This window comes from Streptomyces sp. NPDC096105 (assembly GCF_044763335.1).
Lineage (GTDB): Bacteria > Actinomycetota > Actinomycetes > Streptomycetales > Streptomycetaceae > Streptomyces.
On the sequence record NZ_JBIWGC010000001.1, the window covers coordinates 193,384 to 218,082 of the forward strand.

Genomic DNA, 24,699 nt, shown 5'->3' on the forward strand with positions numbered 1-24,699 from the left:
TCGTCAGGACGGTGCGTTCCCCGGCCGCGCGGGGACGACGCGTCAGCCGCGCGGCACCAGCACGTTCTCGGAGCGGCGGCCCGCGGTGTAGTCGAGGACGTTGTCGACCGTCGTCGCGACGATCTGCGTGACGGCGTCCACCGTGTAGTACGCCTGGTGGGACGTGACCAGGACGTTGGGGAAGGTGACGAGGCGGGCCAGGGTGTCGTCGTCGACGGCCTCCAGGGACTTGTCGAGGAAGAACAGGCCCGCCTCCGCCTCGTACACGTCCAGTCCGACGCCGGTGAAGCGGCCCGCGCGCAGTTCGTCGACGAGGGCGGCGGTGTCGACGAGGCCGCCCCGGCTGGAGTTCACCAGGATCGCGTCGTCCCGCATGGTCTTCAGCGCGGTCGCGTCGATGAGGTGCCGGGTCTCCGGCAGCAGCGGGACGTGCAGGCTGACCAGGTCGGACTCGGCGAGCAGCCGCTCCTTGGGGACGTACGTCATGCCGAGTTCGCGGCAGGCGGGGTTCTCGGCGACGTCCCAGCCGAGCAGCCGCATGCCGAAGCCGTGCGCGATACGGGCGAACGCCTCGCCGATCTTCCCGGTGCCGAGCACACCGGCGGTGCGGCCGTGCAGGTCGCGGCCCATCAGCCCGTCCAGCCGGAAGTCGAAGTCACGGGTGCGGGTGGAGGCGCGGACGATCCGGCGGTTGACCGCCATGGCGAGGGTCCACGCGAACTCGGCGACGGAGTACGGCGAGTACGACGACACGCGGGCGACGGTGATGCCGAGGCGGTCGGCGACGTCCAGGTCGATGTTGTTGAAGCCGGTGGAGCGCTGGGCGACCATCCGGGTGCCGCCGGCGGCGAGACCGGACAGGACGTCGGCGCCGAGGTCGCAGTTGACGCTGGTGGAGATGACCTCGTGGCCGGCGGCGATGGGGGCGGTGTCCGTGTTGAGGAAGACGTCCAGGCCGCGGACGGCGTGGTGGTCCGCGAAGGCTCGCTCGATGAGGGGCTTTTCGTCGGCTTGTACGCCGAAGGCGAGCAGTTCCACGGGCCCCTCCGGGGGTGTGCGCCGGTTTCTTTCCGTGGGGGTGAGGATACGGGGCCGCGGGCGGGGACGCTCGGGCCTGATGGGCCGCGGTGCCGGCGCGGGGCGTCGGAGCGGCTACTCGTCGTCGAGGCCGCGCTCGATGGCGTACCGGACGAGTTCCACCCGGTTGTGGAGCTGCAGCTTGCCGAGGGTGTTCTGGACGTGGTTCTGCACGGTGCGGTGCGAGATGACGAGGCGTTCGGCGATCTGCTTGTAGCTCAGGCCCTTGGCGACCAGGCGCAGCACCTCGGTCTCGCGCTCGGTGAGCCGGGGCGCCTTCCGATCCTCGCCGCCGGCGGCGGGCGCGGCCGGTTCGGAGGCGAGGCGGCGGTACTCGCCGAGGACCAGTCCGGCGAGGCCGGGGGTGAACACCGGGTCGCCGGTGGCGGTGCGGCGCACGGCGTCCCGCAGTTCCCCGGTGGAGGCGGACTTGAGCAGGTAGCCGGTGGCGCCGGACTTCACGGCCTCCAGGACGTCGGCGTGCTCGCCGCTGGCGGAGAGCACCAGCACGCGGACGGAGGGGTGGGCGGCGACGACCTCCTTGCACACCTGCACGCCGGGCTTGCCGGGCAGGTTGAGGTCGAGGACGAGGACGTCGGGGACGGCGGCCTTGGCCCGGCGGACCGCCTGGTCGCCGTCGCCGGCGGTGGCGACGACCTCGAAGCCGGACTCGGAGAGGTCGCGGGCGACGGCGTCCCGCCACATCGGGTGGTCGTCGACCACCATCACCCTGATCGGCGTGCCGGTGGTGCCGGTCGTCCTGTTCATCGCTGTTCCGCCTTCCCCCGCGGGTCGTTGGTCTCCTGCCGGCGCCTGGGCACCCTGAGTTCGACCTCCGTGCCCTGTCCGGGCACCGAGATCACCTCGGCGCTGCCGCCGAGGTCGCGCAGCCGGCCCCGGATGGACAGGGCCACGCCGAGCCGGCCCTCCCCCTCGGCCTGGGCGAGCCGTCCTTCGGGGATGCCGGGGCCGTCGTCGCGGACGGTGACGATCACCTCGTCCGGTTCGTCCTCCACCAGGATCCAGGCGCGGGCCTGCTCCCCGGCGTGCCGGCGGACGTTGTCCAGGGCGGCGCCGACGGCGGCGGCCACCTCGCGCGCGGCGTCCGGGGCGAGCGTCACGGGCGCGCCGGGTTCGGCGAGGCCGACCCTCGACCCGGCGTGCGGGGCGAGCAGGGACCGCAGGTCCACCGGCCCGCCGTCCTCCGGCCCGTCCTCCTCCACGGTCCGTACGACGGCGCCCCGGGCGGTGTCCTCGGAGGCCCGGGAGACGGGGACGAGGCCGCCGGAGACCAGGGTGCGCAGGGCCACCTCCTGCTCGCCGGCCAGCCGGCCCAGCTCGGCCGCCTCGCCGCCGATGACGGCGCCGCGCCGCTGCACCATCGCCAGCACCTGGAGCACGCTGTCGTGGATGTCCCGGGCCAGGCGCTCCCGTTCCCGGGTGGCGGCCTCGATCTCCAGGGCGCGGGCGAGGGTGCGCTCGGAGGCGCGGGCGACCTCGACGACGTAGCCGATGGCGATGGAGGCGACCCAGACGAGGACGACGTTGTGCACGGTGTCGCGGGCGGGGCTGCCGCGCTCGACCAGGTTGGCGACGGCGACCAGGGTGGAGGCGAGGGCGGCCCAGCGCCAGCCGCCCTTGACGGCGAAGGCGAGCACCGAGCCGGCGGTCCAGATGGACGGCAGGGTGGGGCCGCCGTCGTGGACGCGCTGGACGGCGTCGGTGACGGGGGTGATGAGGATGCCGGTGAGCGCGAGGGCGAGGTCGACGGCGAGGAAGGGCTTGGTGCAGGCGGCGGCGCTCGCGACCTTGGGGAGGGTGGCGAGGGTCCACACGCCGAGGACGGCGAAGTAGGCGACGGCGAGCCAGGGGCGGGTGAACCCGTCGTGGGCGGCGGCGAACAGGCCGACCGCGTAGATCATGGCCAGGACGCGGTAGCCGGCGAGCGCGCGCCACAGCGGCTGCTCGACCGACATGCGCATGACTCTGTCGCGCTGGGCCATGTCCCCCCACTCCCCCCGGTGCGTGCCGGGCCCGGCTACCGCTCGGACGGTCCCCCGGACCCTCCCCGGTCCGCCTGCTCCATGGCCGCCCTGAGCTTCTCCGCCTGCTCCTTGTCGGCGCGGGCGAGGGCGGCCTTGGCGGCCTTCTCGGCTTCCTTCTCGGCCTTGGCCGCCTCGGCGAGCTGCCGCTTCATGGCGGTGGCGTACATGTCGACGTACTCCTGGCCGGACAGTCTCATGATCTCGTACATGACCTCGTCCGTCACCGCGCGGAGCACGAAGCGGTCGTGCTCCATGCCCTGGTAGCGGGTGAAGTCGAGGGGCTTGCCGATCCGGATGCCGGGGCGCATCAGCTTGGGCACGACCTGCCCCGGGGGCTGGATCTTCTCCGTGTCGATCATGGCGACCGGGATGACCGGCGCCCCGGTGGCCAGCGCCACGCGCGCCAGGCCGCCCGGCTTGCCGCGGTAGAGGCGGCCGTCGGGCGAGCGGGTGCCCTCGGGGTAGATCCCGAACAGCTCGCCGCGCTCCAGCACCTCTATGCCGCTCTTGATCGCGGCCTCGCCGGCGCCGCGCGCCCCGGAGCGGTCCACGGGGAGCTGGCCGACGCCCTTGAAGAAGGCCGCCGTCATCCTGCCCTTGACGCCCGGGGTGGTGAAGTACTCCGCCTTCGCGATGAAGGTGACCTTGCGGTCCAGCACCGCGGGGAGGAAGAAGGAGTCCGAGAACGACAGGTGGTTGCTGGCCAGAATGGCGGGGCCCTCGGCGGGGACGTTCTCCAGGCCCTCCACCCAGGGCCTGAAGGCGAGCTTCAGCGGCCCTCCGATGGCGACCTTCATCGTGCCGTACAACAACCGAGTGCCTCCTGTGCGTGTTGGTCAGACCATATCCCGGAGCGCGGTCCGAGGCCCCGACGGCCCTGGTCGGTGTCAGTGCGGTCGCGTACGGTGAAGGTCCTGCAATCCCTGTGCCGGCCGCGCGCCGGCCGGGACGACGTGCCGGACCTTCCACGAGTCCCCAGGAACAGGAGGCCGACGTGCCGCTCCTGACCGGAGCCGAGCCGCTGCGCCACGAGGGCGGGGAGACCGCAGTCCTCCTCTGCCACGGCTTCACCGGTTCGCCGCAGTCGCTGCGCCCGTGGGCGGAGCATCTCGCCGGGCGCGGGCTGACCGTGTCGCTGCCGCTGCTGCCCGGGCACGGCACCCGCTGGCAGGACCTGGGGGTGACCGGCTGGCAGGACTGGTACGCGGAGGTGGACCGCGAGCTGCGGCTGCTGCGGGACCGCTCCGCGCGGGTGTTCGTGGCCGGACTGTCGATGGGCGGCGCGCTGGCGCTGCGGCTGGCGGCGCGGCACGGCGACGCGGTGGGCGGCGTGATGGTCGTCAACCCGGCGAACAAGGTGCACGGTGTGACCGCGCACGCCCTTCCGGTGCTGCGTCATCTCGTCCCGGCGACCAAGGGCATCGCGAGCGACATCGCCAAGCCGGTGACCAGGGAGCTGGGGTACGACCGGGTGCCGCTGCACGCGGCGCACTCGCTGCGGACCTTCTTCCGGATCGTCGACCGCGAGCTGCCCCGGGTCACGCAGCCGCTGCTGCTGATGCGCAGCCCGCAGGACCATGTGGTGCCGCCCGCGGACTCGGCGCGCGTCCTCTCCCGGGTGTCGTCGGCGGACGTGACGGAGATCCTGCTGGAACGGAGCTACCACGTGGCGACGTTGGACCACGACGCGGAGCTGATCTTCCGGGAGAGCACCGCGTTCATCGGCCGGCTCGCGCCCGGCGCCGTCAGGGAGCCCGGTCCCGGCGAGGAAGGGACGACCACAGGTGGCTGACCACGACGCGGACCGTGAGGGCCGCGAGCCGGAGGACAAGGGCGTCCCCTTCGACGAGGGCGCCGCGTGGGAGGCGATCGTCGCCGGGTACGGCGAGGAGCCGCCGGACCCGCCGGGCGCCAAGCCGTTCAAGTCGGTGGAGGACCTGGCGCTGCTGGAGGCCGAGACCAACGACGAGGACGGCGCCGGGACCAAGGCGCCGCCGCGGAAGGCGGAGGAGGAGCCGCCGGACAGGCCGCTGGGCGGCTCCGTGGCCTTCGCGCCGGGGGTCGGCCCACGCGACTACAGCGTGGCCGAGCCGGCGGAGGAGGACCTCGACGAGAGCGACGAGGGCCACTTCGTGCCGCCGGAGCCGCCGCCGCTGCCGGAGGGGGACGCGACCTCCAGGTTCGCCTGGCTGGGGGTGCTGGGCGCCCCGGTGCTGCTCCTGCTGGCGATCCTGCTGGGCTGGGAGATGTCCTGGTGGCTGACCACCCTGTGCATCGGCGGCTTCCTGGGCGGCGCGGTCACGCTGGTGATGCGGATGCGCCCGGACGACGAGGACGACGACGATCCGGGCCGGGGCGCGGTGGTCTGACCGCCGTCAGACAGCCGGGGGCACGGCGAGGGCGGCCAGTACGGGCAGGTGGTCGGTGGCCGCCCGCAGGTCCGCCTCCGTCACCCCGGGCTGGTCGTACGGCACGCCGCAGCCCAGCACCTCGACGCCCTTCGTGACGAACAGGGCGTCGATGCGCTTGGGCGGGTCGCCGCGCACCCAGGTGTGCTCGCCGCCCCAGGGCGCGGCGGTGCGGCAGTCCGTCAGGGCGCCGGCCAGCCGCCGGAAGGTGCGCCCGGCCGGCTCGTCGTTGAGGTCCCCGCCCGCGACGACGTGGTCCACGCCCATCCCGGCCACCCGGTCCAGCAGCATCCCGCCCTGCTCGTGGCGTTCGCCGGCGTGCAGGGAGAGGTGGCAGCTCAGCACGCCGAGCCGGGCCCCGCCGAACCGCACGACGGCGGTGGCGAAGCCGCGCCGGTGCTGCCCCGGGGTGAGCGGCAGCAGCACGTCCTCGGTCCGTTCGACGGTGGCGCGCAGGGAGCACAGCAGGGCGGGCCCGGCGGCGGTGGCCCCGCCGGAGAGGATCACCAGGCCGGAGTCGGAGGCGAGCCGGGCGAGCTTCTTGCGCCAGCGGAAGAAGCGGGGCGCCTCCTGGAGCAGCACCAGGTCGGGCGCGCAGGCGCCGATCACCCGGGCGAGGGCGGCGGTGTCGTCCTTCATCGAGCGGATGTTGTAGCTGAGCACCCGGACGACGGCCGAGCCGTCGGCGTCGGTCCGGGACCCGGGAAGCAGCGGAGTCGTCGCCATGCGGATCAAGATACGCCGCGCGGCCGTCCGGGAAACGGCGACGCCCGCCGTTCCCTCCGGGGGGTCGGGCGGGCGCCGCCGGGTGCCGGTGTGCCGTCACATGACCGGGTCGGGCTCGCGGGCGAGGTCCGCCGCGCCGACCAGGCCCGCCTTGTTGCCGAGCCGGGCGCCGAGGACGTCGGCGACCGGACGCCAGTTGCCGCCTACCAGCCAGCGGCGGTACGACTTGCGGATCGGGCCGAGGACCAGTTCGCCCTCGTCGGAGAGGCCGCCGCCGACGATGAAGGCGGAGGGGTCGAACAGGGAGGCCAGGTCGGCCAGGCCCGCGCCGACCCAGCGGGCCAGTTCGCGGTAGGAGTCGACGGCCACCCGGTCGCCCTGGCGGGCGGCCATGGAGACGTGCTTGCCCTCGATGCCCTCGGGGGTGCCGTCGCCGAGCGAGAGCAGGGTCTGGGCCTGGTCCGGGGTGGCGTTGGCGCGCTGCTTGGCGTAGCGGACGAGGGCACGGCCGGAGGCGTACTGCTCCCAGCAGCCCTGCGAGCCGCAGCCGCACAGCAGGCCGTCCGGCACCATGCGGATGTGGCCGAACTCGGCGGCCACGCCGAAGTGGCCGCGGCGCAGCTTGTTGCCGATGATCACACCGCCGCCGAGGCCGGTGCCGAGCGTGATGCAGATGACGTTGCGGTGGCCCTTGCCCGCGCCGAACTTGTACTCGCCCCAGGCCGCCGCGTTGGCGTCGTTCTCCACGACGACCGGGAGGCCCACGCGGGCCTCGACCTTCTCCTTGAGCGGCTCGTTGCGCCAGTGGATGTTGGGGGCGAAGTAGACCTCGGAGCGCTGGCGGTTGACGTATCCGGCCGCGCCGATGCCCACGCCGACGATGTCGTGTCCGGCGCGTGCTCCTTCCACCGCGGAGGCGATGGCGTCCACGATCTCCTCGGGCGTGCCCGGGGTCGGCACCTTGTGGGTCGAGAGGATGGTGCCTTCCTCGTCGACCACGCCGGCCGCGATCTTGGTGCCGCCGATGTCGACGCCGATGGTGAGTCCCATGAATCCCTCAGTTTCGGTCGAGCCCCGCTACGCCAACGGTACCCGAGGGGACGGACTCGCCGTCCTTGTGTCCGCAGGCCGGGCGGCCCCGCGCGGCCGGGAGGGTCCGGGGTGCGCTCAGTCCAGGTCGATGCGTTCGCCGGGGCCGGTGCCGGGGTCGTCCCCGCGGTCGCGGCGCTCGCCGGGGTCGCGCGGCGGGGTGTCGCGCGCCGTCCAGCGGCGCTCCTGGTCCTGCACGGCGGAGCGGTAGGCGGCGAGGAGTTCACTGCCGGCGGCGGCGAGGTGGTCGAACACGTCGGGGTTGCGTTCGATGACGGGCTCGACGGCGGCCTTCGCCTGCTGCACGACCTGGCGGACGGCCTGCTGGGCGGCGGGTCCGGCGACCGCGCCGAGCAGCGGGGACGGCAGTTCGGAGAGCTTGTCGGCGACCGCGTCGACGAGCTTCCTCAGTTCCTCGGCGGCGGAGCCGGGCGGCGTGCCGTGGCGGGCGCGGCGGCGGGCCCGCTCCGCCTCGAGGTCCTCGGCGGCGGCGGTGGCCCAGGCGTCGGCGTGCACCTCGGAGGGCACTTCGGCGGGCGTCTCGGCGCGGTCCGTGCGGGCGTCGTCCGCCGGCGTGCCGGGGATGTCGTCACCGGCCTGCTTCCCGGCCTCGTTCCCGGTGTCGTCGGGCGGGGGGAGCTGTTCGCTCATGACGGACTCCTTGACTGCGGGTGGCCCCCTCGACGGTACCCGAACGGCCGCCGCGGCTTCACCGGGTGCGCGGCCAGAGCTCCGGATCGGGCCGGAACCTGACGCTCAGCTCGCCCTCGCGCAGGGCGGCGCCGTCGACGGTGCAGCGGCGCAGCGCGGAGGGCAGCGGCACGACGCGGCGGAACGGCCCGGCGGTGACGGTCAGTTCGTCGCCGCGGCGGACGAGGTCGAGGGCGTCGCGGCGGGCGCCGGGCAGGGGGAGGCGCCAGACCAGGACGCCGTCCTCCCGGATGCGGTCGTCGACCGGCCACTCGACGGGTCCGGTGGCCGCGGGGGCGGCGGGCACCGCGAGGGCGGCGAGGTCGTCGGCGCCGCGCGGGTCGCGGCCGAGGTGGGCGACGGGATGCACGGCGTGCTCCGCACGCCACTCGTCGAGGGCCTTGCGCTGCTGGGCGACGGGCCCGGCCAGCCAGCCGCCGGCGTCGTCCTCCGGCAGGACGCGATTGGCGACGACCGCGTCCAGGCGCAGTCCGCGCAGGGCGACGCCGAGGACGGCGGTGCCCAGGGCGTCCGCACCGGCGGGTCCCGGTTCGGCGACCAGGCGCACGGCGGTGCCGCGGTCCGCGAGGAGGGCCTCGACGGCGGCGAGCTGGAGGTCGAGGCGGGCGGCGGTCTCGTGGATCCACTCCGCGGGCATCGGGACGCCGGCGAGCCGCCCGAGCACCGGCCGCAGCGCGCGGGCCGCCTGCCGCTCGGGCGGCAGCAGCCGGCGCAGGACGCGGCGGAGCTCCTCGGGCAGGGCGAGCAGGGAGACGGCCCGCGGGGTGGCCGGAAGATCGACGACGAGGAGGTCGTACGCCTCCTCGGAGGCGGCGGCGTCCCGCAGGGCGCGCAGCACGGCGAGTTCCTCGGCGCCGGGGAGCGGGCTGGTCTCCTCGGGCGCCAGGCGGGAGGCGCCGAGCAGGTCCAGCGCACCGCCGGCACGCTCCTGCAGCGCGGCGAGGTCCGCCCGGAACCCCGCGTCCGGATCGACCCGCCGCACGGTGAGCCCCGGCGCGTCCACGTCCCCGAGCACCGGCCCCAGGCTGTCCGCCGGGTCGGTCCCGAGCAACAGCGTGCGGGCGCCTTCCCGGGCGGCGGCGTACGCGGTGGCGGCCGCGACAGTGGTGCGGCCACTGCCGCCGGGGCCCGTGATCAGGAGGGTGCGCATGGAGGTGAACGCTACCGGCCGACCGCACGCGTTCGGCACGCGCGCCCCGCGGCCGGGCGTCCGGTCCGCGGGCCGGGCCGCGTGTCCGGGTACCACGGTGCGCTGGGGGCGTGCCCCGGAGGACGCGCGCCGGAGGCGGCTACTCGGCGCCGGACTCCACGCGCTTCTTCAGGCCCGCCAGCGCACGGTCGATGATGACCTTCTCCGCCTTGCGCTTGATCATGCCGAGCATGGGGATCTTGACGTCGACGGTCAGCCGGTAGGTGACCTCCGTCGCGCCCGCGCCCGCCGGAGTGAGGACGTAGGAGCCGTCGAGGGAGCGGAGCATCTGGGACTTCACCAGCGTCCAGGAGACCTCGTGCGGGCCGCTCCAGGTGTACGCCAGGGTCTGGTCGTCCTTGATCGCGCCGGCGTCCATGACCAGGCGCACCTGCTCGGCGCGGCCCTCGGCGTCGGTCCTGAGGACCTCCGCCTCCTTCACCTCGCCCGTCCAGTCCGGGTAGCGGGCGAAGTCGGCGATCACCCCCATCACGTCGGCCGGTGCCGCCTCGATGGTGATGCTCGAGCTGGTGTGTTCCGCCATCGCCGTGGCTCCTCCAGATGCGGGCCGGTAGGTCGTCCTCGCCGTGCGTGGGCCGGGCAGCGCACGCGCGTGCAGCGGAAGGCTATCGCGCGACGCGCCGGCCGAGCTCACCCGACCTGGGGCGTCCGCGTCCGGGACGGTCTCAGAACTCCAGTGCCCAGGGCCGTCCGGTGCTCGCGAAGTGCCCCACGTTGACGCACTCGGTGACGCCGATCCGCATCCGCCGCACCAGCGGCTGGTGGACGTGGCCGAACAGGGAGTAGCGGGGGCGGGTCCGGCGTATCGCGTCGAGCAGCGCCACGCTGCCGCGTTCGAAGCGGCGGGCGACGGTGTCGTAGACCAGTTCCGGCACCTCCGGCGGGATGTGCGTGCACAGCACGTCGACCTCGCCGACGGCCTCGATCTTCGCCGCGTACTCCTCGTCGTCGATCTCGTACGGCGTGCTCATGGGGGTGCGCAGGCCGCCGCCGACGAAGCCGAAGGTCCAGCCGCCGATCTCCGCCCGCTGCCCGTCCAGCACGGTGGTGCCGGGGCCCGCGTACTCCCGCCACAGGGGCGGCACGTCGACGTTGCCGTAGGTGGCGTACGTAGGGGTGGGGAAGGCGGCGAACAGCTCGGCGTACTGCTTGCGCACCGCCGTCTCGATCGCCGTGGCGCGGTCGACGCCGACGCCGGCCCACAGCCCGCGCTGGAACGCGCGCGCCTCCTCGAAGCGGCGGGCGGTGCGCAGCCCCACGATGCGGTGGGCGTTCTCCGTGCCGAACAGGTCGGGGAAGATGCCGCGCGAGTGATCGGCGTAGTCGAGGAACAGCACCAGGTCACCGAGGCAGACCAGGGCGTCGGCGCCCTCCTTCGCCCGGGCGAGGTCGGTCGCGTTGCCGTGTACGTCGCTGACCACGTGGACGCGGGTGCGCCGGTCTCCGCCGGGTGTGGGTGCCATGGCGATCAAGCGTAATCCTGTGGGGCATACCTGAACAATGGCGGGCCTACCTGCGGTTACTGGCTCGTCGCTTCGGCCGTGGACTACTGTGCGCGATGAAACACCAACCTGTGTGACGCAGCGAACATCTGGCAGGGACCCCCTGTCGGGACAGGCATACCGGCGGGTAACGTCCGGGCAGTCCAGTCGTGCTCGGGATTTCAACCAGTGAATTCGCGAGCATCCGCCCGAGTCTTGGACCGCACCGTCGCATCGCACAACGTCGTGGCGCCGGCGCCCTAAGAGGAGCAGCAGTCTTGCGCGAGTTCAGCCTTCCGGCCCTGTACGAGGTCCCTGCGGACGGCAATCTGACCGACATCGTCCGCAGAAACGCCGCGCGGCATCCGGATGTCGCCGTCATGGCCCGCAAGACCGGCGGAACGTGGCAGGACGTGACGGCCGCCGCCTTCCTCGCGGAGGTGCGGGCCGCCGCCAAGGGGCTGATCGCCGCGGGCGTGCAGCCCGGCGACCGGGTGGGCCTGATGTCCCGCACCCGTTACGAGTGGACACTGCTGGACTTCGCGATCTGGAGCGCCGGCGCGATCACCGTGCCGGTGTACGAGACCAGTTCGGCGGAGCAGGTGGCGTGGATCCTCGGCGACTCCGGCGCCACCGCCTGCCTCGTGGAGCTCGACACCCACGCGGCCACCCTGGAGTCCGTGCGCGACCGGCTGCCCGCGCTGGAGAACGTGTGGCAGATCGAGGGCGGCGGCCTGGCGGAGCTGGGCCGCCTCGGCGCGGACGTCGGCGACGAGACGGTGGAGGAGCGCTGCTCGGTCGCCAAGGCCGACGACCCGGCGACCATCGTCTACACCTCCGGCACCACCGGCCGCCCCAAGGGCTGCGTGCTGACCCACCGCAGCTTCTTCGCCGAGTGCGGCAACATCGTGGAGCGGCTGCGCCCGCTGTTCCGCACCGGTGAGTGCTCCGTCCTGCTGTTCCTCCCGCTCGCCCACGTCTTCGGGCGGATGGTGCAGATCGCGCCGATGATGGCGCCGATCAAGGTGGGCTGCGTGCCCGACATCAAGAACCTCACCGACGAGCTGGCCGCGTTCCGGCCGACGCTGATCCTCGGTGTGCCGCGGGTCTTCGAGAAGGTCTACAACTCGGCGCGCGCCAAGGCGCAGGGCGAGGGCAAGGGCAAGATCTTCGACAGGGCGGCGGACACCGCGATCGCCTACAGCCAGGCGCTGGACACCCCGTCGGGCCCGTCGCTCGGCCTGAGGATCAAGCACAAGGTCTTCGACAAGCTGGTCTACAGCAAGCTCCGCGCGGTGCTGGGCGGACGCGGCGAGCACGCCATCTCCGGCGGCGCCCCGCTCGGCGAGCGCCTGGGCCACTTCTTCCGCGGCATCGGCTTCAGCGTGCTGGAAGGCTACGGCCTGACCGAGTCCTGCGCGGCCACCGCCTTCAACCCGTGGGACCGGCAGAAGATCGGCACGGTCGGCCAGCCGCTGCCCGGCTCGGTCGTGCGCATAGCGGACGACGGCGAGGTGCTGCTGCACGGCGAGCACCTGTTCAAGGGGTACTGGAACAACCCGGCCGCGACCGCCGAGGTGCTGGCCGACGGCTGGTTCCACACCGGGGACATCGGCACCCTGGACGAGGACGGCTACCTGCGGATCACCGGCCGGAAGAAGGAGATCCTGGTGACGGCCGGCGGCAAGAACGTCGCCCCGGCGGTCATCGAGGACCGCATCCGGGCGCACGCGCTGGTCGCGGAGTGCATGGTGGTCGGCGACGGGCGGCCGTTCGTGGGCGCGCTCATCACCATCGACGAGGAGTTCCTGGGCCGCTGGTGCGCGGAGCACGGCAAGCCGGCGGGGTCGACGGCGGCGTCGCTGTGCGAGGACCCGGATCTGCTGGCGGCGGTCCAGGAGGCGGTGAACGACGGGAACGCGGCGGTGTCGAAGGCGGAGTCGGTGCGGAAGTTCCGGATCCTTCCGGCCCAGTTCACGGAGGAGTCGGGGCACCTGACGCCGTCGCTGAAGCTGAAGCGGAATGTCGTGGCCAAGGACTACGCGCACGAGATCGAGGCGATCTACGCGAAGCAGGGCGCCTGAGCGGGGGGTCGGCCGGCCGGCGTGGGCGGGTGCGGGTGAGTGGGGGATTGGCCGGCCGGCGTGGGCGGGTGCGGGTGAGCGGGGGCTGGTCGCGCAGTTCCCCGCGCCCCTGAGGGGCGGTTTCCGTCCGTGGCGCAAGTGCCGCGCCGTAGGGGCTGAGCGCGCAGTTCCCCGGGCCCCTTCGAAGGGAAAAGGCCGCCCTCGGCGAGGGCGGCCTTTCGGTCACAGCAGGGTTCTCAGCTGGTCGGCCAGGAGGTCCCAGCGCCATTTCTCCTCGACCCATTCCCGGCCCCGCCGGCCCATTCCGCGGCGGAGTTCGGGGTCGGCCAGGAGCGTCGTGACGCGGTCGGCCGTCCGGGACGGGGAGTCGCCGGGGACCACCCAGCCGGTCTCGCCGTCGAGGACGGCGTCCGGCGCGCCGCCGGAGTCGCCGGCGACGACGGGGAGGCCGGTCGCGGACGCCTCCAGGTAGACGATGCCGAGGCCCTCCACGTCCAGGCCGCCGCGCCGGGTCCGGCAGGGCATCGCGAAGACGTCGCCGGCGCCGTAGTGGGCGGGCAGCTCGGACCAGGGGACGGGGCCGGTGAAGCGGACGGAGTCGGCGACGCCGGTGTCGGCCGCGAGGCGGCGCAGGTCCTTCTCGTAGGGGCCGCCGCCGACGATCAGCAGCACGGTGCCGGGTTCGGCGGCGAGGATCGCGGGCATCGCCCGGATCAGCGTGTCCTGGCCCTTGCGCGGCACGAGCCGCGAGACGCACACGACCACCGGGCGGTCGGTCAGCCCGAGCCGGGCGCGCACCTCGTCGCCGCCCGAGCCGGGGTGGAAGGTCTTCTCGTCGACCCCGGGCGGCAGTTGCACCATGCGGGCGGCGGCCTCGGGGGTGAGGGCGCGGGCGATCCGGGACCGGGTGTACTCGCCCAGGTAGGTGATCGTGTCCGTGGACTCCCCGATGCGGCGCAGCAGTTGCCGTGCGACGGGCAGCTGGGCCCAGCCGGCCTCGTGGCCGTGCGTGGTGGCCACGATCCGCTCCGCGCCCGCGCGGCGCAGCGCCGGCGCCATCAGGCCGAGCGGTGCCGCCGCCCCGAACCACACCGAGCTGCAGCCGTGTTCGCGCAGCAGCACCACGGCCCGCCGGGTGACGGCCGGTGTGGGCAGCAGCATCGTCGTACGGTCGCGTACGACGGTGAAGGGCTGCTCGGCGTCGAAGGCGGCGGTGGCCTCGACGCCCTCCCGGGTGCGCTTCCAGGTGGAGGCGTAGACGACGACGCGCTCCGGGTCCAGCCGCAGGGCCATGTTGTGCAGGAAGGCCTGGATGCCGCCGGGACGGGGCGGGAAGTCGTTGGTGACGATCAGGGTCTTGTGCATCGCCGCCGACCCTACCGAACGGTTGCCGTGCGCCCCGTCACGGCGCTGCTCGGTGGCATGCACACCGGCTTCCGGGACATCATGGCCCCTCATGACCGCACACCCGACGGGCAGGGATCACGTGGAACCGACGGCCGCACGAGGCCCCCTGGCACGGCTGCTGGGGATCTGGGGCGTCACGCGCGCGGCGCTGCTGCTGTGCGTGCTGAAGGTGGTGGTCTTCCCGGGTCCGGACGTCACCAGCGACGTGTCGGTGATCTACCGGGGCTGGTACCACGTCCTGGTCACCGGAACGTTTCCGCTGGACGACGTGACCTGGCAGTACCCGCCCGCGGCGGCCCTGGCGGTCCTCTCCCCCGCCGTGCTGCCGTTCCTGGAGTACGCCACCGCCTTCTTCGTGCTGGCGCTGGCGGCCGACGCGGTGACGCTGGCGCTGCTGCTGCGCGGGGCGCGCGGCACGGGCCGGTCCCGCCGCGGGGCGTGGCTGTGGGTGGCGGGCGTGCCGCTGCTCGGGCCGACGGTGTACGCCCGGTACGACGTGATGGTGACCGCGGTGGCGGTGGCCGCGCTGCTGGCGGCCGGCCGGCATCCCCGGCTGGCGGGCGCGCTCGCGGCGTTCGGGGCGCTGCTGAAGGTGTGGCCGGCGCTGTTGCTGCTCGCGGTGCGCCGGCGTGACGCGTGGATGTCGGCGGCGGTGACCGGCGTGGTGGTGGCCGGGCTGTTCGCGGCGCTGATGCCGGGCGCGTTCGCGTTCCTGGGCTTCCAGCGGGACCGGGGCACGGAGGTCGAGTCGCTGGGGTCGCTGGTGTTCCACGTGGCCCGGCACCACGGCTGGGACGGCGAGGTGCTGCTGAACTACGGCTCGGTGGAGTTCCTCGGCCCGTACGTGAGCTGGGTGAGCACGGGGGCGCTGTTCCTGACCGGGGCCGCGCTGGCGTGGCTGGTGCTGTGGCGGCTGCTGGCGTCCCGGTTCGCGGCACACACCGCGGCGGACGCGGCGTTCACGGCGGTGCTGCTGTTCACGGTCACCAGCCGGGTGATCAGCCCGCAGTACATGGTGTGGCTGGTGGGCACGGCGGCCGTGTGCCTGTGCTTCCGGGACAGCCGGATGGGACGTCCCGCGGTGCTGGTCCTGGTCGCCTGCCCGGTGACGACGCTGGAGTTCCCGCTGTGGTTCGCGCACGTGGTGGCGAGCGACTGGCTGGGGATCACGCTGCTGGTGGTGCGCAACGGGCTGCTGGTGGCGGCGTCGGTGCTGGCGGCGCGGGCCCTGTGGCGCGCGTCGATGCCGGGGCGCCGGGAGGCCCCCGCGGTGTCCGGGCCGTCGTGGGCCGAGCGGACCACGGTGTCGTCCTGACCCGGTGCGTCACCGCAGCACGGCCCCCACGTAATCACGCCACCGAAGGGTGAACTCCCCCGGCGTCGTGCCGAGGACCCGGCGCATCGCGTCCTCGACGGCGCCCTCGCGGTCCCCGTGGGCGCCCACGGCGCGGTAGAAGGCGCCGAGGCGGTCCTCGCCCCAGTGGTCGGCGATCATCCGGCAGGCCAGCCAGCTCCCCTCGTAGGCGCGGGCCAGGCCGTCCGCGTCGCCGGTGAAGCCGAAGTCCTCGTCCTCGGGCAGCGCGTCCGGCACCTCGCCGCGGCCGACGGCGTGCGCGAGCTCCGGCGCGGCCTCGGCGGGGGTGCCGTCCGCGCCGCGGTAGCCGACCCAGTCCGCGTATCCCTCGGACAGCCACAGCGGGGTGGCGGCGGAGGTGTGCGCGCGGGTGGCGACGTGGGCGGTCTCGTGGGTGAGGACGACCTGCCGCCCGGAGTCGCCGAGCAGCACGAAGGCGTCCGGGTTGACGATCACCCGGTCCGCGGGCGCCCGCGGGCCGCCGCCGGTCGCCCCGGTGGTGACGGCCGCGATGCCCCGGTAGGAGGACGGGGGCGAGCCGAGCAGGCCCGCCATGCCCTCCAGGGTCTCCGGGACCAGGACGACGACGCTGCGCGCCCACGCGGGGCCCCAGGCGTCGGAGACGGCGGGCACCGCGCGGTCGGCCAGTTCCGCGTAGTCGCGCAGGGTCGCGTCGGACTGCCCGACGCCCAGCACCAGGCTCCGCTCGCCGCGCACGGCGCGCGCCCGGCCCTGGTCCCAGAGCTGCTGGCCGGACTTCTCGGCGGGGCGGTCGGACTCCACCGTCCAGCGGCCGTCCCGGTCCCGGCTGAGGCTCAGGGTGCGGGCGGTGACCACCGGGGAACGGTCGTGGCCGTCGACGCGGTAGCTGAGGTCGGCGGCGGCGGTGGCCCGGTCGCCGGTGCGGTCCAGGGCGGTGACGCGGTAGGACCAGTCCGCGAGCGGCACCGCGCGCAGGTTGTCGAAGCCGTCGCGGGTGCCGGTGCGGGCGTAGGCGGCGGCGTCCCGGTCGAGGACCGCCTCGGCACGCCGGTCGAGCAGGGACTGCACCTCCGCGCGGGCGGCGTCCACGGCGGGACCGCCGCCGCATCCCACGAGGGCGGCCAGCAGCAGGCACCACGCCGCCACCGCCGCCTGCGACACCCGCGTTCGACCGGCCACCTTTCCGAGGGTACGGGCGCGGGCCCGCCGGAGTCAGACCCTGGTGACCGACGAGACCGGCATCATGCCGACCGGGTCGTAGCGCACGGGGGCGCCGGGGTACGGCGCGTGGATCACCTGGCCGTTGCCCGTGTACATCCCCACGTGGGAGGCGTCGGAGCGGTAGAGGACCAGGTCGCCGGGGCGGGCCTCGGACAGCGGGACCTGCCGGCCGGCGTACCGCTGGGCCTGCGAGGTGCGCGGCAGCGCGACCCCGGCCTGCGCGTACGCCCACTGGGTGAGTCCGGAGCAGTCGAAGGCGGAGGGGCCGCTCGCACCCCAGACGTAGGGCTTGCCGAGGGCGGAGCGGGCGGCGGCGAGGGCGGCGGCCGCGCGCCCGGAGGCGGGGGCGCCGCCGGGGCCGTCGGTGCGGCCGGAGCGGGAGGCGCGGTCCCAGGCGGCCCGTTCGCCGGCCGGGAGGGAGCCGAGCAGCCGGCGGGCCTCGGCGAGCTTGCCCTCCACGGTCCGCTTGTGGGTGGCGGCGGCCTTGCGGCTGCGTTCGAGGGCGCCGAGCCGCTTCGCCGCCTCGGCGCGGTCCTGGGACAGCGAGCGCAGGGTGCCGCGGAGCCTCTTCAGCTGGGCGGCCTGGCGGGCGCCGATCCGGTCGAGGACGGAGGCCTTCTCGAGGTAGTCCTCCGGGTCGTCGGAGAGCAGCAGGGCGAGGGCGGGGTCCAGTCCGCCGGAGCGGTACTGGGAGCCGGCGAGCGAACCCAGCGCCTCCCGCATGGTGTTGACGCGCTGCTGTTTGCGGGCGATGCCGTCCTGGGCGTCGGCGATCTCCCGGCGCAGGGCGCCGGCGCGCTCGTCGGCCGCGTTGTAGGCCTCGGTGGCCCTCTCCGCCTCGCGGTAGAGGCGGTCGACCTCGGCCCGGGTGTCCTCCTGGGGCGCGGCCGTGGCCGGTACCGCGCCGAGGGCGGTGGCGGCCGCGGAGAGCAGGCCCAGGGCGAGGGCGGCACTCCGCTCGGCCCCTGAGGACGGTGCGGTACGACGATGGGACCCCACGGGAAGCCGCGCTCCTTCCGCTGGCGGACAGGGAAACGCGGCAGACAGTAGCCTCCGGGGCGGCCGGCGGAGCCACGGCCAGGGCGGCACACACGGTGACGCCCCGCCGTTGACCTGGATCGAGGCGGGGCGTGGAGGCGGCGCGGAACCGCCGGAATCCCCCGAACGGGGGCACCCAGGGCGGTGTACGTCAGACGCGGACGCCGAACATGAAGGGGCCGCCGATGGTGTTCATCGACTCGTAGCGCACGACGGTGCCGGAGCGCGGGGCGTGGAGGACCTGGCCGTTGCCGGCGTAGAGGCCCACGTGGTGCAGGTCGTTGAAGAAGAACACCAGGTCGCCGACCTTGAGCTGGTCCACCGAGTAGATCTTGGTGCCGGCGCCGGTCTGGGCCTCGGAGGTGCGCGGGATGCCCACGCCGGCCTGGGCGTACGCCCAGGAGGTCAGGCCCGAGCAGTCGAAGGAGGACGGGCCGGTGGCGCCGTAGACGTAGGGCGTGCCGAGCTTGCTCTGGGCGGCGGCGAAGGCGGCGGCGGCGCGGCCGGAGCCGGCCGGGACGTTGACCGAGAGGGCGTCGCGCTCGCTGGCGCGGGTGGCGCGGTTCTCCTCATCGGCGAGCTGCGCCTTCTCCTCGGCGGTGAGGCTGTTGAGCAGCTTCTGCGCGGCGGCGAGCTTGCCCTGGACCTCCTTCTTCTTCTTGCCCAGTTCGGTCCGGGTGGAGGAGAGGTCCTTCAGCTTCTCGGCGGCCTCGGAGCGCTGCTGGGCCAGCTCGCGCTGCTTCTCCTGGATCTCCTTCAGCGCCTCGACCTGCTGGGCGCTCAAGTGGTCCAGGGTGGACGCCTTGTCGAGGTAGTCGTCCGGGTCGGCGGAGAGGAAGAGCTGGACCGAGGGGTCGATGCCGCCGCTGCGGTACTGGGCGCTGGCCATCGAGCCGAGGCCGTCGCGCAGGTCGTTGAGCTCCTGCTGGCCCTTGGCGACGTTGTCCTGGATCGTGGAGATCTCCTTCTGGAGCTTCTCCTGCTTCTCCTTGGCCCCGTTGTACTTCTCGGTGGCCTGCTCCGCCTGCTGGTAGAGCTTGTCGACCTTGGCCTTGACCTCGTCCTTGCTCGGCTTCTCGCCGGGGGCCGCGTTGGCGGCCTGCGAGCTCATGACGACGGCAGCGGCGGCGGCGGTGAGCACGGTCACGCGTGCGCGGCTCGGCTGCTTGGGACGACGGTGGGACGCCACGGAGACGAGCTCCTTCTCGAGAGTGATCGCGCGAGCGAGGGTTCGAGGGCTGACCCTAGTGATTCTCCTGTGATCAGTTCAAATCCCTGGGCACGAAATTTCCGCTACAGCGCGTTTATCCCATGACAACTCACCTGCAGTGACGCCTTCTTGACGCTACGTTGCGTGATGGTTCCGTCAATTAGGGCATTGCCCCTGTACGTTGCACGAGGGACAGATGTGCATCAGATACTAGGAAAGCCTTTTGAGGAGCACGGCTGACGCGACGGGGCGCGCGCCGGCGCGCGCGACCCCGTCGGCGACCTCGCGGTCGGTGGAGGCGACGATGACCGGCCGCCCCGGCGGCTCGGCGCGCACGAGCTGGCGGATGAGCTCGTCGGCGGTGACGCCCGGCTTGGAGAACAGCACCCGCACCCCGCGCGGCGGCGCCAGCAGCACCGGCGCGGCCAGTTCGGCGCCGTCGAAGACACAGGTGACCTCGGCGCCGGTCTGGGCGGCGAGCTGGGCGAGCTGGCCGAGCAGCCGCAGCCGCTGCTTCTCCAGCGGCATCTGCGGATAGCCGGTCTTGGTGACGTTGTAGCCGTCGACGACCAGATGCGCCTGCGGGAGGGCGAGGAGCTGGTCGAGGACGGCCGGGTCGTCCTCGGACAGCGCGCGGGCGGCGATGTCCTTGGGGGTCATCCGGCCCGGCTCCACGGCGTCCACGGTCTCCGCGGGCCGTACCGACACGGGCGGCAGTGCCAGTTCGCGCCGCAGCCCCTGGGCGGCGTCCAGCACGGTGTCGAGCAGCAGCCGTACGCGCATGTCCTCGACGCTGCGGCCCTCGCGGGCGGCACGGCGGGCGGCCTCCAGGGCGGCCTCGGTCTCCCCCAGCCGGGCCTTGAGGCGCCGGGTCTCGCTCTCGGCGGCCGACACCTGGGCCTGCCCGTCGGCGCGCACCGCCTCCATCTCGCCGCGCAGTTTGCGCAGGGCGGCCTCGCCGCGCTTGACGTCGGCGAGGGCGGACCGCAGCTTGCGGTGCAGGGAGTCGCTCTCCCTCTTCGTCGCGTCCAGCTCGGCGCGCAGCCGCTCGGTCTCGGAGCGGGTGTGCTCGCGGGCGCGGTCGAGTTCGGCGCGCAGCCGCTCCAGCTCCGCGCGGGTCTCCTCGTCGGCGCGTTCGGCGTCGGCGCGCTGGACCTCCTCGCCTGCGGCGGCGACCAGCTTGACCCAGCCCGGCGGGCGGAGCACATAGGCCGCGGCCGCCACGTCGAGCGGGTCCGCGGCCGGGGGCGGGGAGCCGGAGTCGAGGGCGCCGGTCAGTTCCGGCTGGGCCTCTCTGAGCTTCTCCCCGATCCGCTGCCGGAACAGCGGATCGGTCTCCAGCGCCGCCGCCATGGCGTTCCCGGCGAACTTGGCGCGGCGGCTCGGGGTGAACCGGGCGTACTGCCGCAGTTGCGCGGGCAGCTCGGCGACGGTGAGTCCGCCGAAGCCGTCCGCGACGATCTGGACGACCCTGCGGCGCACCCCGTCGGGCAGCGGACGGTCGAGCACCTCGGCGGCGCCGTCCTGCGGCCCCCCGCCTGTGGTCTCCACCATCCGTCACACCCCAATGCCTGTGTGCGGCCCCGTCCGCGGGGCCGCCGTCAGCGGGGCCCTCCCCCGCTCTCGACTTCGCTCGAGCGGGAGGGACCCCCTTGTCTCAGGAGCCGGCGCCCGGCCTGTCCACGAGTTCCACCTGGTCCACGGCGTTGCACCAGCGGCACCGCACCGACTCGATCGCCTCGTCGAGCACCTCGCGCTCCTCGACCTCGGGCTCGCCGGCCAGATCGAGGTGCACGTACTCGACGACCTTCGACGAGCGGGTGACGTCGAAGCGGGTGAGGTTGCCGCAGAGGGTGCAGCGCCACCGCGTCGAGGCGGTCGGCAGGGGAACCGTCATCGTGGCTGTCCGCCTTTCTCCAGTGTCCGTGACGCGCCGGGCGGCCGGTGCGTGTGGCTCGTAACCCTACGGCCTGCCGGGCTTCCGCCGCCCGCCCGTCCACGGCGGCGAGGCGATCCGCACGGTTACGTCCGGCTACGTCATGCTCTGTACTCATGATCCGCACCTGGACCACGGCGGCCGCCGGGGCGTTCCGGACCACGCCCGCCCCGGTCACCCGCACCCTCATCGTGCTGTGCTGCCTGGTCTTCCTGATCGGGCCGGTCTCGGGGCTGCACCCGGCCCACGGCTCCGGGGAGGAGCTGCTGGCCGCGCAGCGGGCCTACGTCCGCCGCTGGGGCGTCATCCCCGCAGACCTGTTCGACGGATCCCCCGCGGCCGTCCTCACCCCCGCCACGGCGCTGTTCGTGCACGGCAGCTGGGTGCACCTGCTGGGCAACATGCTGTTCCTCCACGTGTTCGGGCCGATGACCGAGGCACGGATGGGCCGGGTACGGTTCGCCCTGTGCTACGCCGGCTGCGGCTACCTCGCGCTGCTGGGGTACGCGGCCGCCCACGCCGGCTCCGAGCGGTCCCTGGTCGGGGCCTCGGGGGCGATCTCGGCGCTCCTCGGTGCGTTCCTCGTCCTGTTCCCCCGGGGGCGGGTCACCAGTCTCCTGCCGTTCGCCTTCTTCCTGCCGGTGCGGCTGCCCGCGTGGGTGGTGCTGCCGTTCTGGGCGGCGCTGCAGTGGGCGGCGGCCGGGCGGGCGGCGGAGGGCGGGCCGGGGGTGGCGTATCTGGCGCACCTGGTGGGCTTCGGGCTGGGGATCGGCTGCGCATGGGTGTGGCGCGGCGGGGCGACTACAGTGAAGTCCGCCCCTGCTCCGGCCCCCGAGGGAGAGAACCAGCCGTGATCACCGCGATCGTCCTCATCAAGACCAGCGTGGACCGGATCCCCGAGATCGCGGAACGGATCGCCGCGCTGGACAGCGTCAGCGAGGTCTTCTCCGTCACCGGCACCTACGACCTGATCGCCATGGTGCGGGTCCGGGAGCACGAGGACCTGGCGGAGGTCATCCCCGGCCGGATCAGCAAGATCCCGGGCGTCGAGGGCACCGACACGCATGTGGCGTTCCGCACGTACTCCCAGCACGATCTCGAGGCTGCCTTCGCCATCGGGCTCGACAGCTGACGTCCTTTCCGGGCCCCGCCCCGGACCCCTCTCCTCAGGCGCCGGAAGGGCTGGTGCTCGCGCAAGATGAAAGGTTCCTCATCGGAGCCTCATCCTGGGCCGCGGGTGCCCGGCCCAGGATGAGGGCATGGCCTTCACTCGCCGGATGGCGGCCCTCGCCGCCGTCGTACTGATTCCCCTGGGCGTCGCCGCGACCAGCTTCGCGCTCTCCGACAGCCCCGAACCGCCGAAGGTGCCCCCGCGGGTCGAGCTGGACAGCGGGTCGCCCGCGCCGACGCCGTCGGACGCCCGGCCCGCCCCCACGCCCAGCGACGAGGTCGTGTCCCGGCCTCCGGTGACCGACGGACCGACGGACGACGACGATGACGACGACCAGGACCGAGGCCCCTCGGACGACGGACCCGACCGGGACGACGGACCCGACCGGGACGACGGACCCGGCGGGGACGACGGCTGACCGGGGCCGCCGGCGGCTCTCCGCCCGGGTCCGCATCCTGCTGTGGCTGCTGTTCGTGATGACGGTGGCCCTCACCTCGGTCGCCGCCACCACCCGTTCCTTCCTGCTGCGGGACGTCGACCATCGCAGCAACGGGCTGCTCGCCCAGGAGACCGGCGAGTTCGCGGCGTTCGAGGAGCGGGGCCTGGACCCGGAGACGGGCCGGCCGTTCACCGAACCGGACCGGCTGCTCAGGGTGTTCCTGGAACGGCAGTACGCCGACCCCGACGAGGAGCTGATCGGCCTGGTGGCCCGGCCCGGCGGCGACCCGGCGCAGATCATCCAGCCGCGTGACCTGCCCGTCGCGCTGCCGCTGCACCGGGACGCCGGCGCCCGGCGCCGCATCTTCGACTCCCCCGACCCGTCCGGGGTGCTGCACCGGCCCGAGGGCGAGATCCGCTGGGCGAAAGTGCCCGTGGCCCGGCACGGCGGCCACTCCGAGGTGGCGTTCGTCGTCGCCTACCACCCCGAGCGGGAACTGGCCCGCGTGGACCAGGTGTTCCGGGTGCTGCTCGCCATCTCGGGAGTGGCGCTGCTGCTCACCACCGGCATCGGCTGGGCGGTCGCCGGGCGCATCCTGCAGCCCGTACGGCTGGTGCGCACCGCCGCCGCACAGCTCACCGAGCAGGACCTCACCCGCCGCATCCCGGTGCGCGGCCACGACGACATCGCCGCCCTCGCCAAGACCTTCAACGCCATGCTGGACCGGCTGGAGCGGGCCTTCGCCGTCCAGCGCCAGTTCGTCGACGACGCCGGGCACGAGCTGCGCACCCCGATCACCATCGTGCGCGGCCATCTGGAGCTGATGGGCGACGACCCGGCGGAACGCGAGGAGACCGTCCGCCTGGTCACGGACGAACTGGACCGGATGAGCCGCATCGTGGAGGACCTGCTGCTGCTCGCCAAGGCCGAACGGCCCGACTTCGTCAGCCCCGAGCCGGTGCAGCTCGCCGAACTCACCGCCGACGTCTTCGTGAAGGCCCGCACCCTCGGCGACCGCGACTGGCAGCTCACCGACACCGCCGACCGGGAGGCCGAGCTGGACCCGCAGCGCATCACGCAGGCGATGGTGCAGCTCGCGCAGAACGCGGTGCAGCACACCACGCCCGGGCAGACCATCCGCATCGGCTCCCGCGCGGAGGGCTCCCGCGTCGAGCTGTACGTCGCCGACTCCGGCCCCGGCGTGCGCCCGCAGGACCGGGAGCTGATCTTCGAACGCTTCCGGCGCGGCACGTCCCGGCGCGGGGCGCGCGGCTCCGGCGCCGGTCTCGGCCTGTCCATCGTCAAGGCCATCGCCGAGGGCCACGGCGGGCGGGTCCGGCTGCACGACACCGAGGGCGGCGGCGCCACCTTCGTCCTCACCCTGGAAGAGGCCCGCGGATGAACCGGATCCTGATCGTCGAGGACGAGGAGCGCATCGCCTCCTTCATCGAGAAGGGGCTGCGCGCCAACGGCTTCACCACCACCGTCGCCGGCGACGGCGAGGCCGGCCACGCGTACGCCCTGACCGGCGGCTTCGACCTGGTGGTCCTGGACATCGGGCTGCCGGGCCGGGACGGCTTCACGGTGCTGCGCGAGCTGCGCGAGGCCCGGGTGACGGCCCCGGTGATCGTGCTGACCGCCCGGGACTCGGTACGGGACACCGTGGCGGGTCTGGAGGGCGGCGCGGACGACTGGATGACCAAGCCGTTCCGCTTCGAGGAGCTGCTCGCCCGGATCCGGCTGCGGCTGCGCACCGCGGCCCGGGCGCCGGAGGTGACCGTGCTGCGGTCCGGCGCGCTCAGCCTCGACCTGCGCACCCGGCGGGCCCGCGCGCACGACCGGACCGTCGACCTGACGGCCCGTGAGTTCGTGCTGCTGGAGCTGTTCCTGAGGCATCCCGGCCAGGTGCTGTCCCGCGAGCAGATCCTCTCCCACGTGTGGGGCTACGACTTCGACCCGGGCTCCAACATCGTGGACGTCTACGTGCGGGCGCTGCGCAAGAAGCTGGGCGCGGACCAGCTTGAGACGGTCCGCGGGATGGGCTACCGTCTGCCGGCCTGACGTACCGGCGTCCCGGTGAAGGTTCCTTCATCGAGGACTCATCGGCGGC

25 protein-coding genes are annotated in these 24,699 nt (G+C 73.9%); 9 read left to right on the plus strand and 16 right to left on the minus strand.

What is annotated here, in order from left to right; translation table 11 throughout:
- Nucleotides 1-42 precede the first annotated feature (42 nt).
- The 4 genes from ACIQ8B_RS00880 to ACIQ8B_RS00895 form a co-directional block, all read right to left on the minus strand.
- Entirely contained in the window at nucleotides 43-1,038 is a 996-nt protein-coding gene (locus ACIQ8B_RS00880; RefSeq protein ID WP_106414605.1) for a 2-hydroxyacid dehydrogenase, read from the minus strand.
- A 114-nt stretch (nucleotides 1,039-1,152) separates the two neighbouring features.
- A complete protein-coding gene (locus ACIQ8B_RS00885) occupies nucleotides 1,153-1,845 on the minus strand; it encodes a response regulator (RefSeq protein ID WP_403544264.1) in 693 nt (230 codons plus the stop codon).
- Nucleotides 1,842-3,080 carry a MacS family sensor histidine kinase gene (gene macS, locus ACIQ8B_RS00890; RefSeq protein WP_403544266.1) on the minus strand — a complete coding sequence of 413 codons (1,239 nt, stop codon included), beginning with the start codon at nucleotides 3,078-3,080 and terminating at the stop codon, nucleotides 1,842-1,844. The genes ACIQ8B_RS00885 and macS overlap by 4 nt, the downstream gene beginning before the upstream one ends.
- 35 nt (nucleotides 3,081-3,115) lie before the next feature.
- Entirely contained in the window at nucleotides 3,116-3,919 is an 804-nt protein-coding gene (locus ACIQ8B_RS00895) for a 1-acyl-sn-glycerol-3-phosphate acyltransferase (RefSeq protein ID WP_290007517.1), read from the minus strand.
- Between the two features lie 197 nt (nucleotides 3,920-4,116).
- Between ACIQ8B_RS00895 and ACIQ8B_RS00900 the strand changes: the two genes are divergently transcribed.
- Together ACIQ8B_RS00900 and ACIQ8B_RS00905 are read left to right on the plus strand one after the other, a co-directional pair.
- Nucleotides 4,117-4,914 carry an alpha/beta hydrolase gene (locus tag ACIQ8B_RS00900; RefSeq protein ID WP_403544268.1) on the plus strand — a complete coding sequence of 266 codons (798 nt, stop codon included), beginning with the start codon at nucleotides 4,117-4,119 and terminating at the stop codon, nucleotides 4,912-4,914.
- Nucleotides 4,907-5,491, plus strand: coding sequence for a hypothetical protein (locus ACIQ8B_RS00905; RefSeq protein ID WP_403544270.1), 585 nt, complete (start codon nucleotides 4,907-4,909; stop codon nucleotides 5,489-5,491). The genes ACIQ8B_RS00900 and ACIQ8B_RS00905 overlap by 8 nt, the downstream gene beginning before the upstream one ends.
- Before the next feature lie 6 nt (nucleotides 5,492-5,497).
- Here ACIQ8B_RS00905 and ACIQ8B_RS00910 read toward each other — a convergent pair whose 3' ends face one another.
- The 6 genes from ACIQ8B_RS00910 to ACIQ8B_RS00935 all read right to left on the minus strand — a co-directional run bounded on the left by ACIQ8B_RS00910 (nucleotide 5,498) and on the right by ACIQ8B_RS00935 (nucleotide 10,729).
- Nucleotides 5,498-6,256 (minus strand): endonuclease/exonuclease/phosphatase family protein, encoded by a 759-nt coding sequence (locus tag ACIQ8B_RS00910; protein ID WP_403544272.1) that lies wholly within the window; start codon nucleotides 6,254-6,256, stop codon nucleotides 5,498-5,500.
- A gap of 96 nt (nucleotides 6,257-6,352) precedes the next feature.
- Nucleotides 6,353-7,306, minus strand: coding sequence for an ROK family glucokinase (locus tag ACIQ8B_RS00915; RefSeq protein ID WP_403544274.1), 954 nt, complete (start codon nucleotides 7,304-7,306; stop codon nucleotides 6,353-6,355).
- Between the two features lie 117 nt (nucleotides 7,307-7,423).
- Nucleotides 7,424-7,996, minus strand: coding sequence for a DUF5304 domain-containing protein (locus ACIQ8B_RS00920; protein ID WP_106414598.1), 573 nt, complete (start codon nucleotides 7,994-7,996; stop codon nucleotides 7,424-7,426).
- 58 nt (nucleotides 7,997-8,054) lie between these two features.
- Nucleotides 8,055-9,206: an ArsA family ATPase gene (locus tag ACIQ8B_RS00925; RefSeq protein WP_403544276.1), complete on the minus strand. Its 1,152-nt coding sequence runs from the start codon at nucleotides 9,204-9,206 to the stop codon at nucleotides 8,055-8,057.
- 139 nt (nucleotides 9,207-9,345) lie between these two features.
- Nucleotides 9,346-9,789 (minus strand): SRPBCC family protein, encoded by a 444-nt coding sequence (locus ACIQ8B_RS00930; protein WP_106414597.1) that lies wholly within the window; start codon nucleotides 9,787-9,789, stop codon nucleotides 9,346-9,348.
- Nucleotides 9,790-9,931: 142 nt separating this feature from the next.
- Complete coding sequence (locus ACIQ8B_RS00935; protein ID WP_403544278.1) at nucleotides 9,932-10,729, minus strand: metallophosphoesterase; 798 nt, start codon at nucleotides 10,727-10,729, stop codon at nucleotides 9,932-9,934.
- Nucleotides 10,730-11,025: 296 nt separating this feature from the next.
- On the opposite strand from ACIQ8B_RS00935, the gene ACIQ8B_RS00940 reads away from it, so the two are divergent.
- Nucleotides 11,026-12,831, plus strand: coding sequence for an AMP-dependent synthetase/ligase (locus tag ACIQ8B_RS00940; RefSeq protein WP_403544280.1), 1,806 nt, complete (start codon nucleotides 11,026-11,028; stop codon nucleotides 12,829-12,831).
- A 222-nt stretch (nucleotides 12,832-13,053) separates the two neighbouring features.
- Here the strand turns inward: ACIQ8B_RS00940 and ACIQ8B_RS00945 are convergent, their stop codons facing one another.
- Nucleotides 13,054-14,196 (minus strand): glycosyltransferase family 4 protein, encoded by a 1,143-nt coding sequence (locus ACIQ8B_RS00945; RefSeq protein WP_403544282.1) that lies wholly within the window; start codon nucleotides 14,194-14,196, stop codon nucleotides 13,054-13,056.
- 121 nt (nucleotides 14,197-14,317) lie between these two features.
- Here ACIQ8B_RS00945 and ACIQ8B_RS00950 point away from each other — a divergent pair, with 121 nt between their 5' ends.
- A complete protein-coding gene (locus ACIQ8B_RS00950; protein ID WP_403544760.1) occupies nucleotides 14,318-15,553 on the plus strand; it encodes a glycosyltransferase 87 family protein in 1,236 nt (411 codons plus the stop codon).
- A 9-nt stretch (nucleotides 15,554-15,562) separates the two neighbouring features.
- Here the strand turns inward: ACIQ8B_RS00950 and ACIQ8B_RS00955 are convergent, their stop codons facing one another.
- The 5 genes from ACIQ8B_RS00955 to ACIQ8B_RS00975 all read right to left on the minus strand — a co-directional run bounded on the left by ACIQ8B_RS00955 (nucleotide 15,563) and on the right by ACIQ8B_RS00975 (nucleotide 20,940).
- Nucleotides 15,563-16,753 (minus strand): hypothetical protein, encoded by a 1,191-nt coding sequence (locus ACIQ8B_RS00955; RefSeq protein WP_403544284.1) that lies wholly within the window; start codon nucleotides 16,751-16,753, stop codon nucleotides 15,563-15,565.
- A gap of 33 nt (nucleotides 16,754-16,786) precedes the next feature.
- Complete coding sequence (locus ACIQ8B_RS00960; RefSeq protein WP_403544286.1) at nucleotides 16,787-17,794, minus strand: NlpC/P60 family protein; 1,008 nt, start codon at nucleotides 17,792-17,794, stop codon at nucleotides 16,787-16,789.
- Between the two features lie 190 nt (nucleotides 17,795-17,984).
- On the minus strand, nucleotides 17,985-19,022 hold the full coding sequence (locus tag ACIQ8B_RS00965) for an NlpC/P60 family protein (protein WP_403544288.1): 1,038 nt from the start codon (nucleotides 19,020-19,022) through the stop codon (nucleotides 17,985-17,987).
- 231 nt (nucleotides 19,023-19,253) lie between these two features.
- Entirely contained in the window at nucleotides 19,254-20,597 is a 1,344-nt protein-coding gene (locus ACIQ8B_RS00970; protein WP_403544290.1) for an NYN domain-containing protein, read from the minus strand.
- 103 nt (nucleotides 20,598-20,700) lie between these two features.
- Entirely contained in the window at nucleotides 20,701-20,940 is a 240-nt protein-coding gene (locus ACIQ8B_RS00975; protein WP_403544292.1) for a hypothetical protein, read from the minus strand.
- 155 nt (nucleotides 20,941-21,095) lie between these two features.
- Between ACIQ8B_RS00975 and ACIQ8B_RS00980 the strand changes: the two genes are divergently transcribed.
- The 5 genes from ACIQ8B_RS00980 to ACIQ8B_RS01000 all read left to right on the plus strand — a co-directional run bounded on the left by ACIQ8B_RS00980 (nucleotide 21,096) and on the right by ACIQ8B_RS01000 (nucleotide 24,650).
- Complete coding sequence (locus tag ACIQ8B_RS00980) at nucleotides 21,096-21,833, plus strand: rhomboid family intramembrane serine protease (RefSeq protein WP_290007449.1); 738 nt, start codon at nucleotides 21,096-21,098, stop codon at nucleotides 21,831-21,833.
- On the plus strand, nucleotides 21,830-22,111 hold the full coding sequence (locus ACIQ8B_RS00985; protein ID WP_030820493.1) for an Lrp/AsnC family transcriptional regulator: 282 nt from the start codon (nucleotides 21,830-21,832) through the stop codon (nucleotides 22,109-22,111). The genes ACIQ8B_RS00980 and ACIQ8B_RS00985 overlap by 4 nt, the downstream gene beginning before the upstream one ends.
- Nucleotides 22,112-22,238: 127 nt before the next feature.
- Complete coding sequence (locus tag ACIQ8B_RS00990) at nucleotides 22,239-22,568, plus strand: small secreted hydrophilic protein (protein WP_403544294.1); 330 nt, start codon at nucleotides 22,239-22,241, stop codon at nucleotides 22,566-22,568.
- A complete protein-coding gene (locus tag ACIQ8B_RS00995) occupies nucleotides 22,474-23,991 on the plus strand; it encodes an ATP-binding protein (RefSeq protein ID WP_403544296.1) in 1,518 nt (505 codons plus the stop codon). The genes ACIQ8B_RS00990 and ACIQ8B_RS00995 overlap by 95 nt, the downstream gene beginning before the upstream one ends.
- Nucleotides 23,988-24,650 carry a response regulator transcription factor gene (locus tag ACIQ8B_RS01000; protein ID WP_403544298.1) on the plus strand — a complete coding sequence of 221 codons (663 nt, stop codon included), beginning with the start codon at nucleotides 23,988-23,990 and terminating at the stop codon, nucleotides 24,648-24,650. Before ACIQ8B_RS00995 ends, ACIQ8B_RS01000 begins: the two co-directional genes overlap by 4 nt.
- The last annotated feature ends 49 nt before the right edge of the window (nucleotides 24,651-24,699 follow it).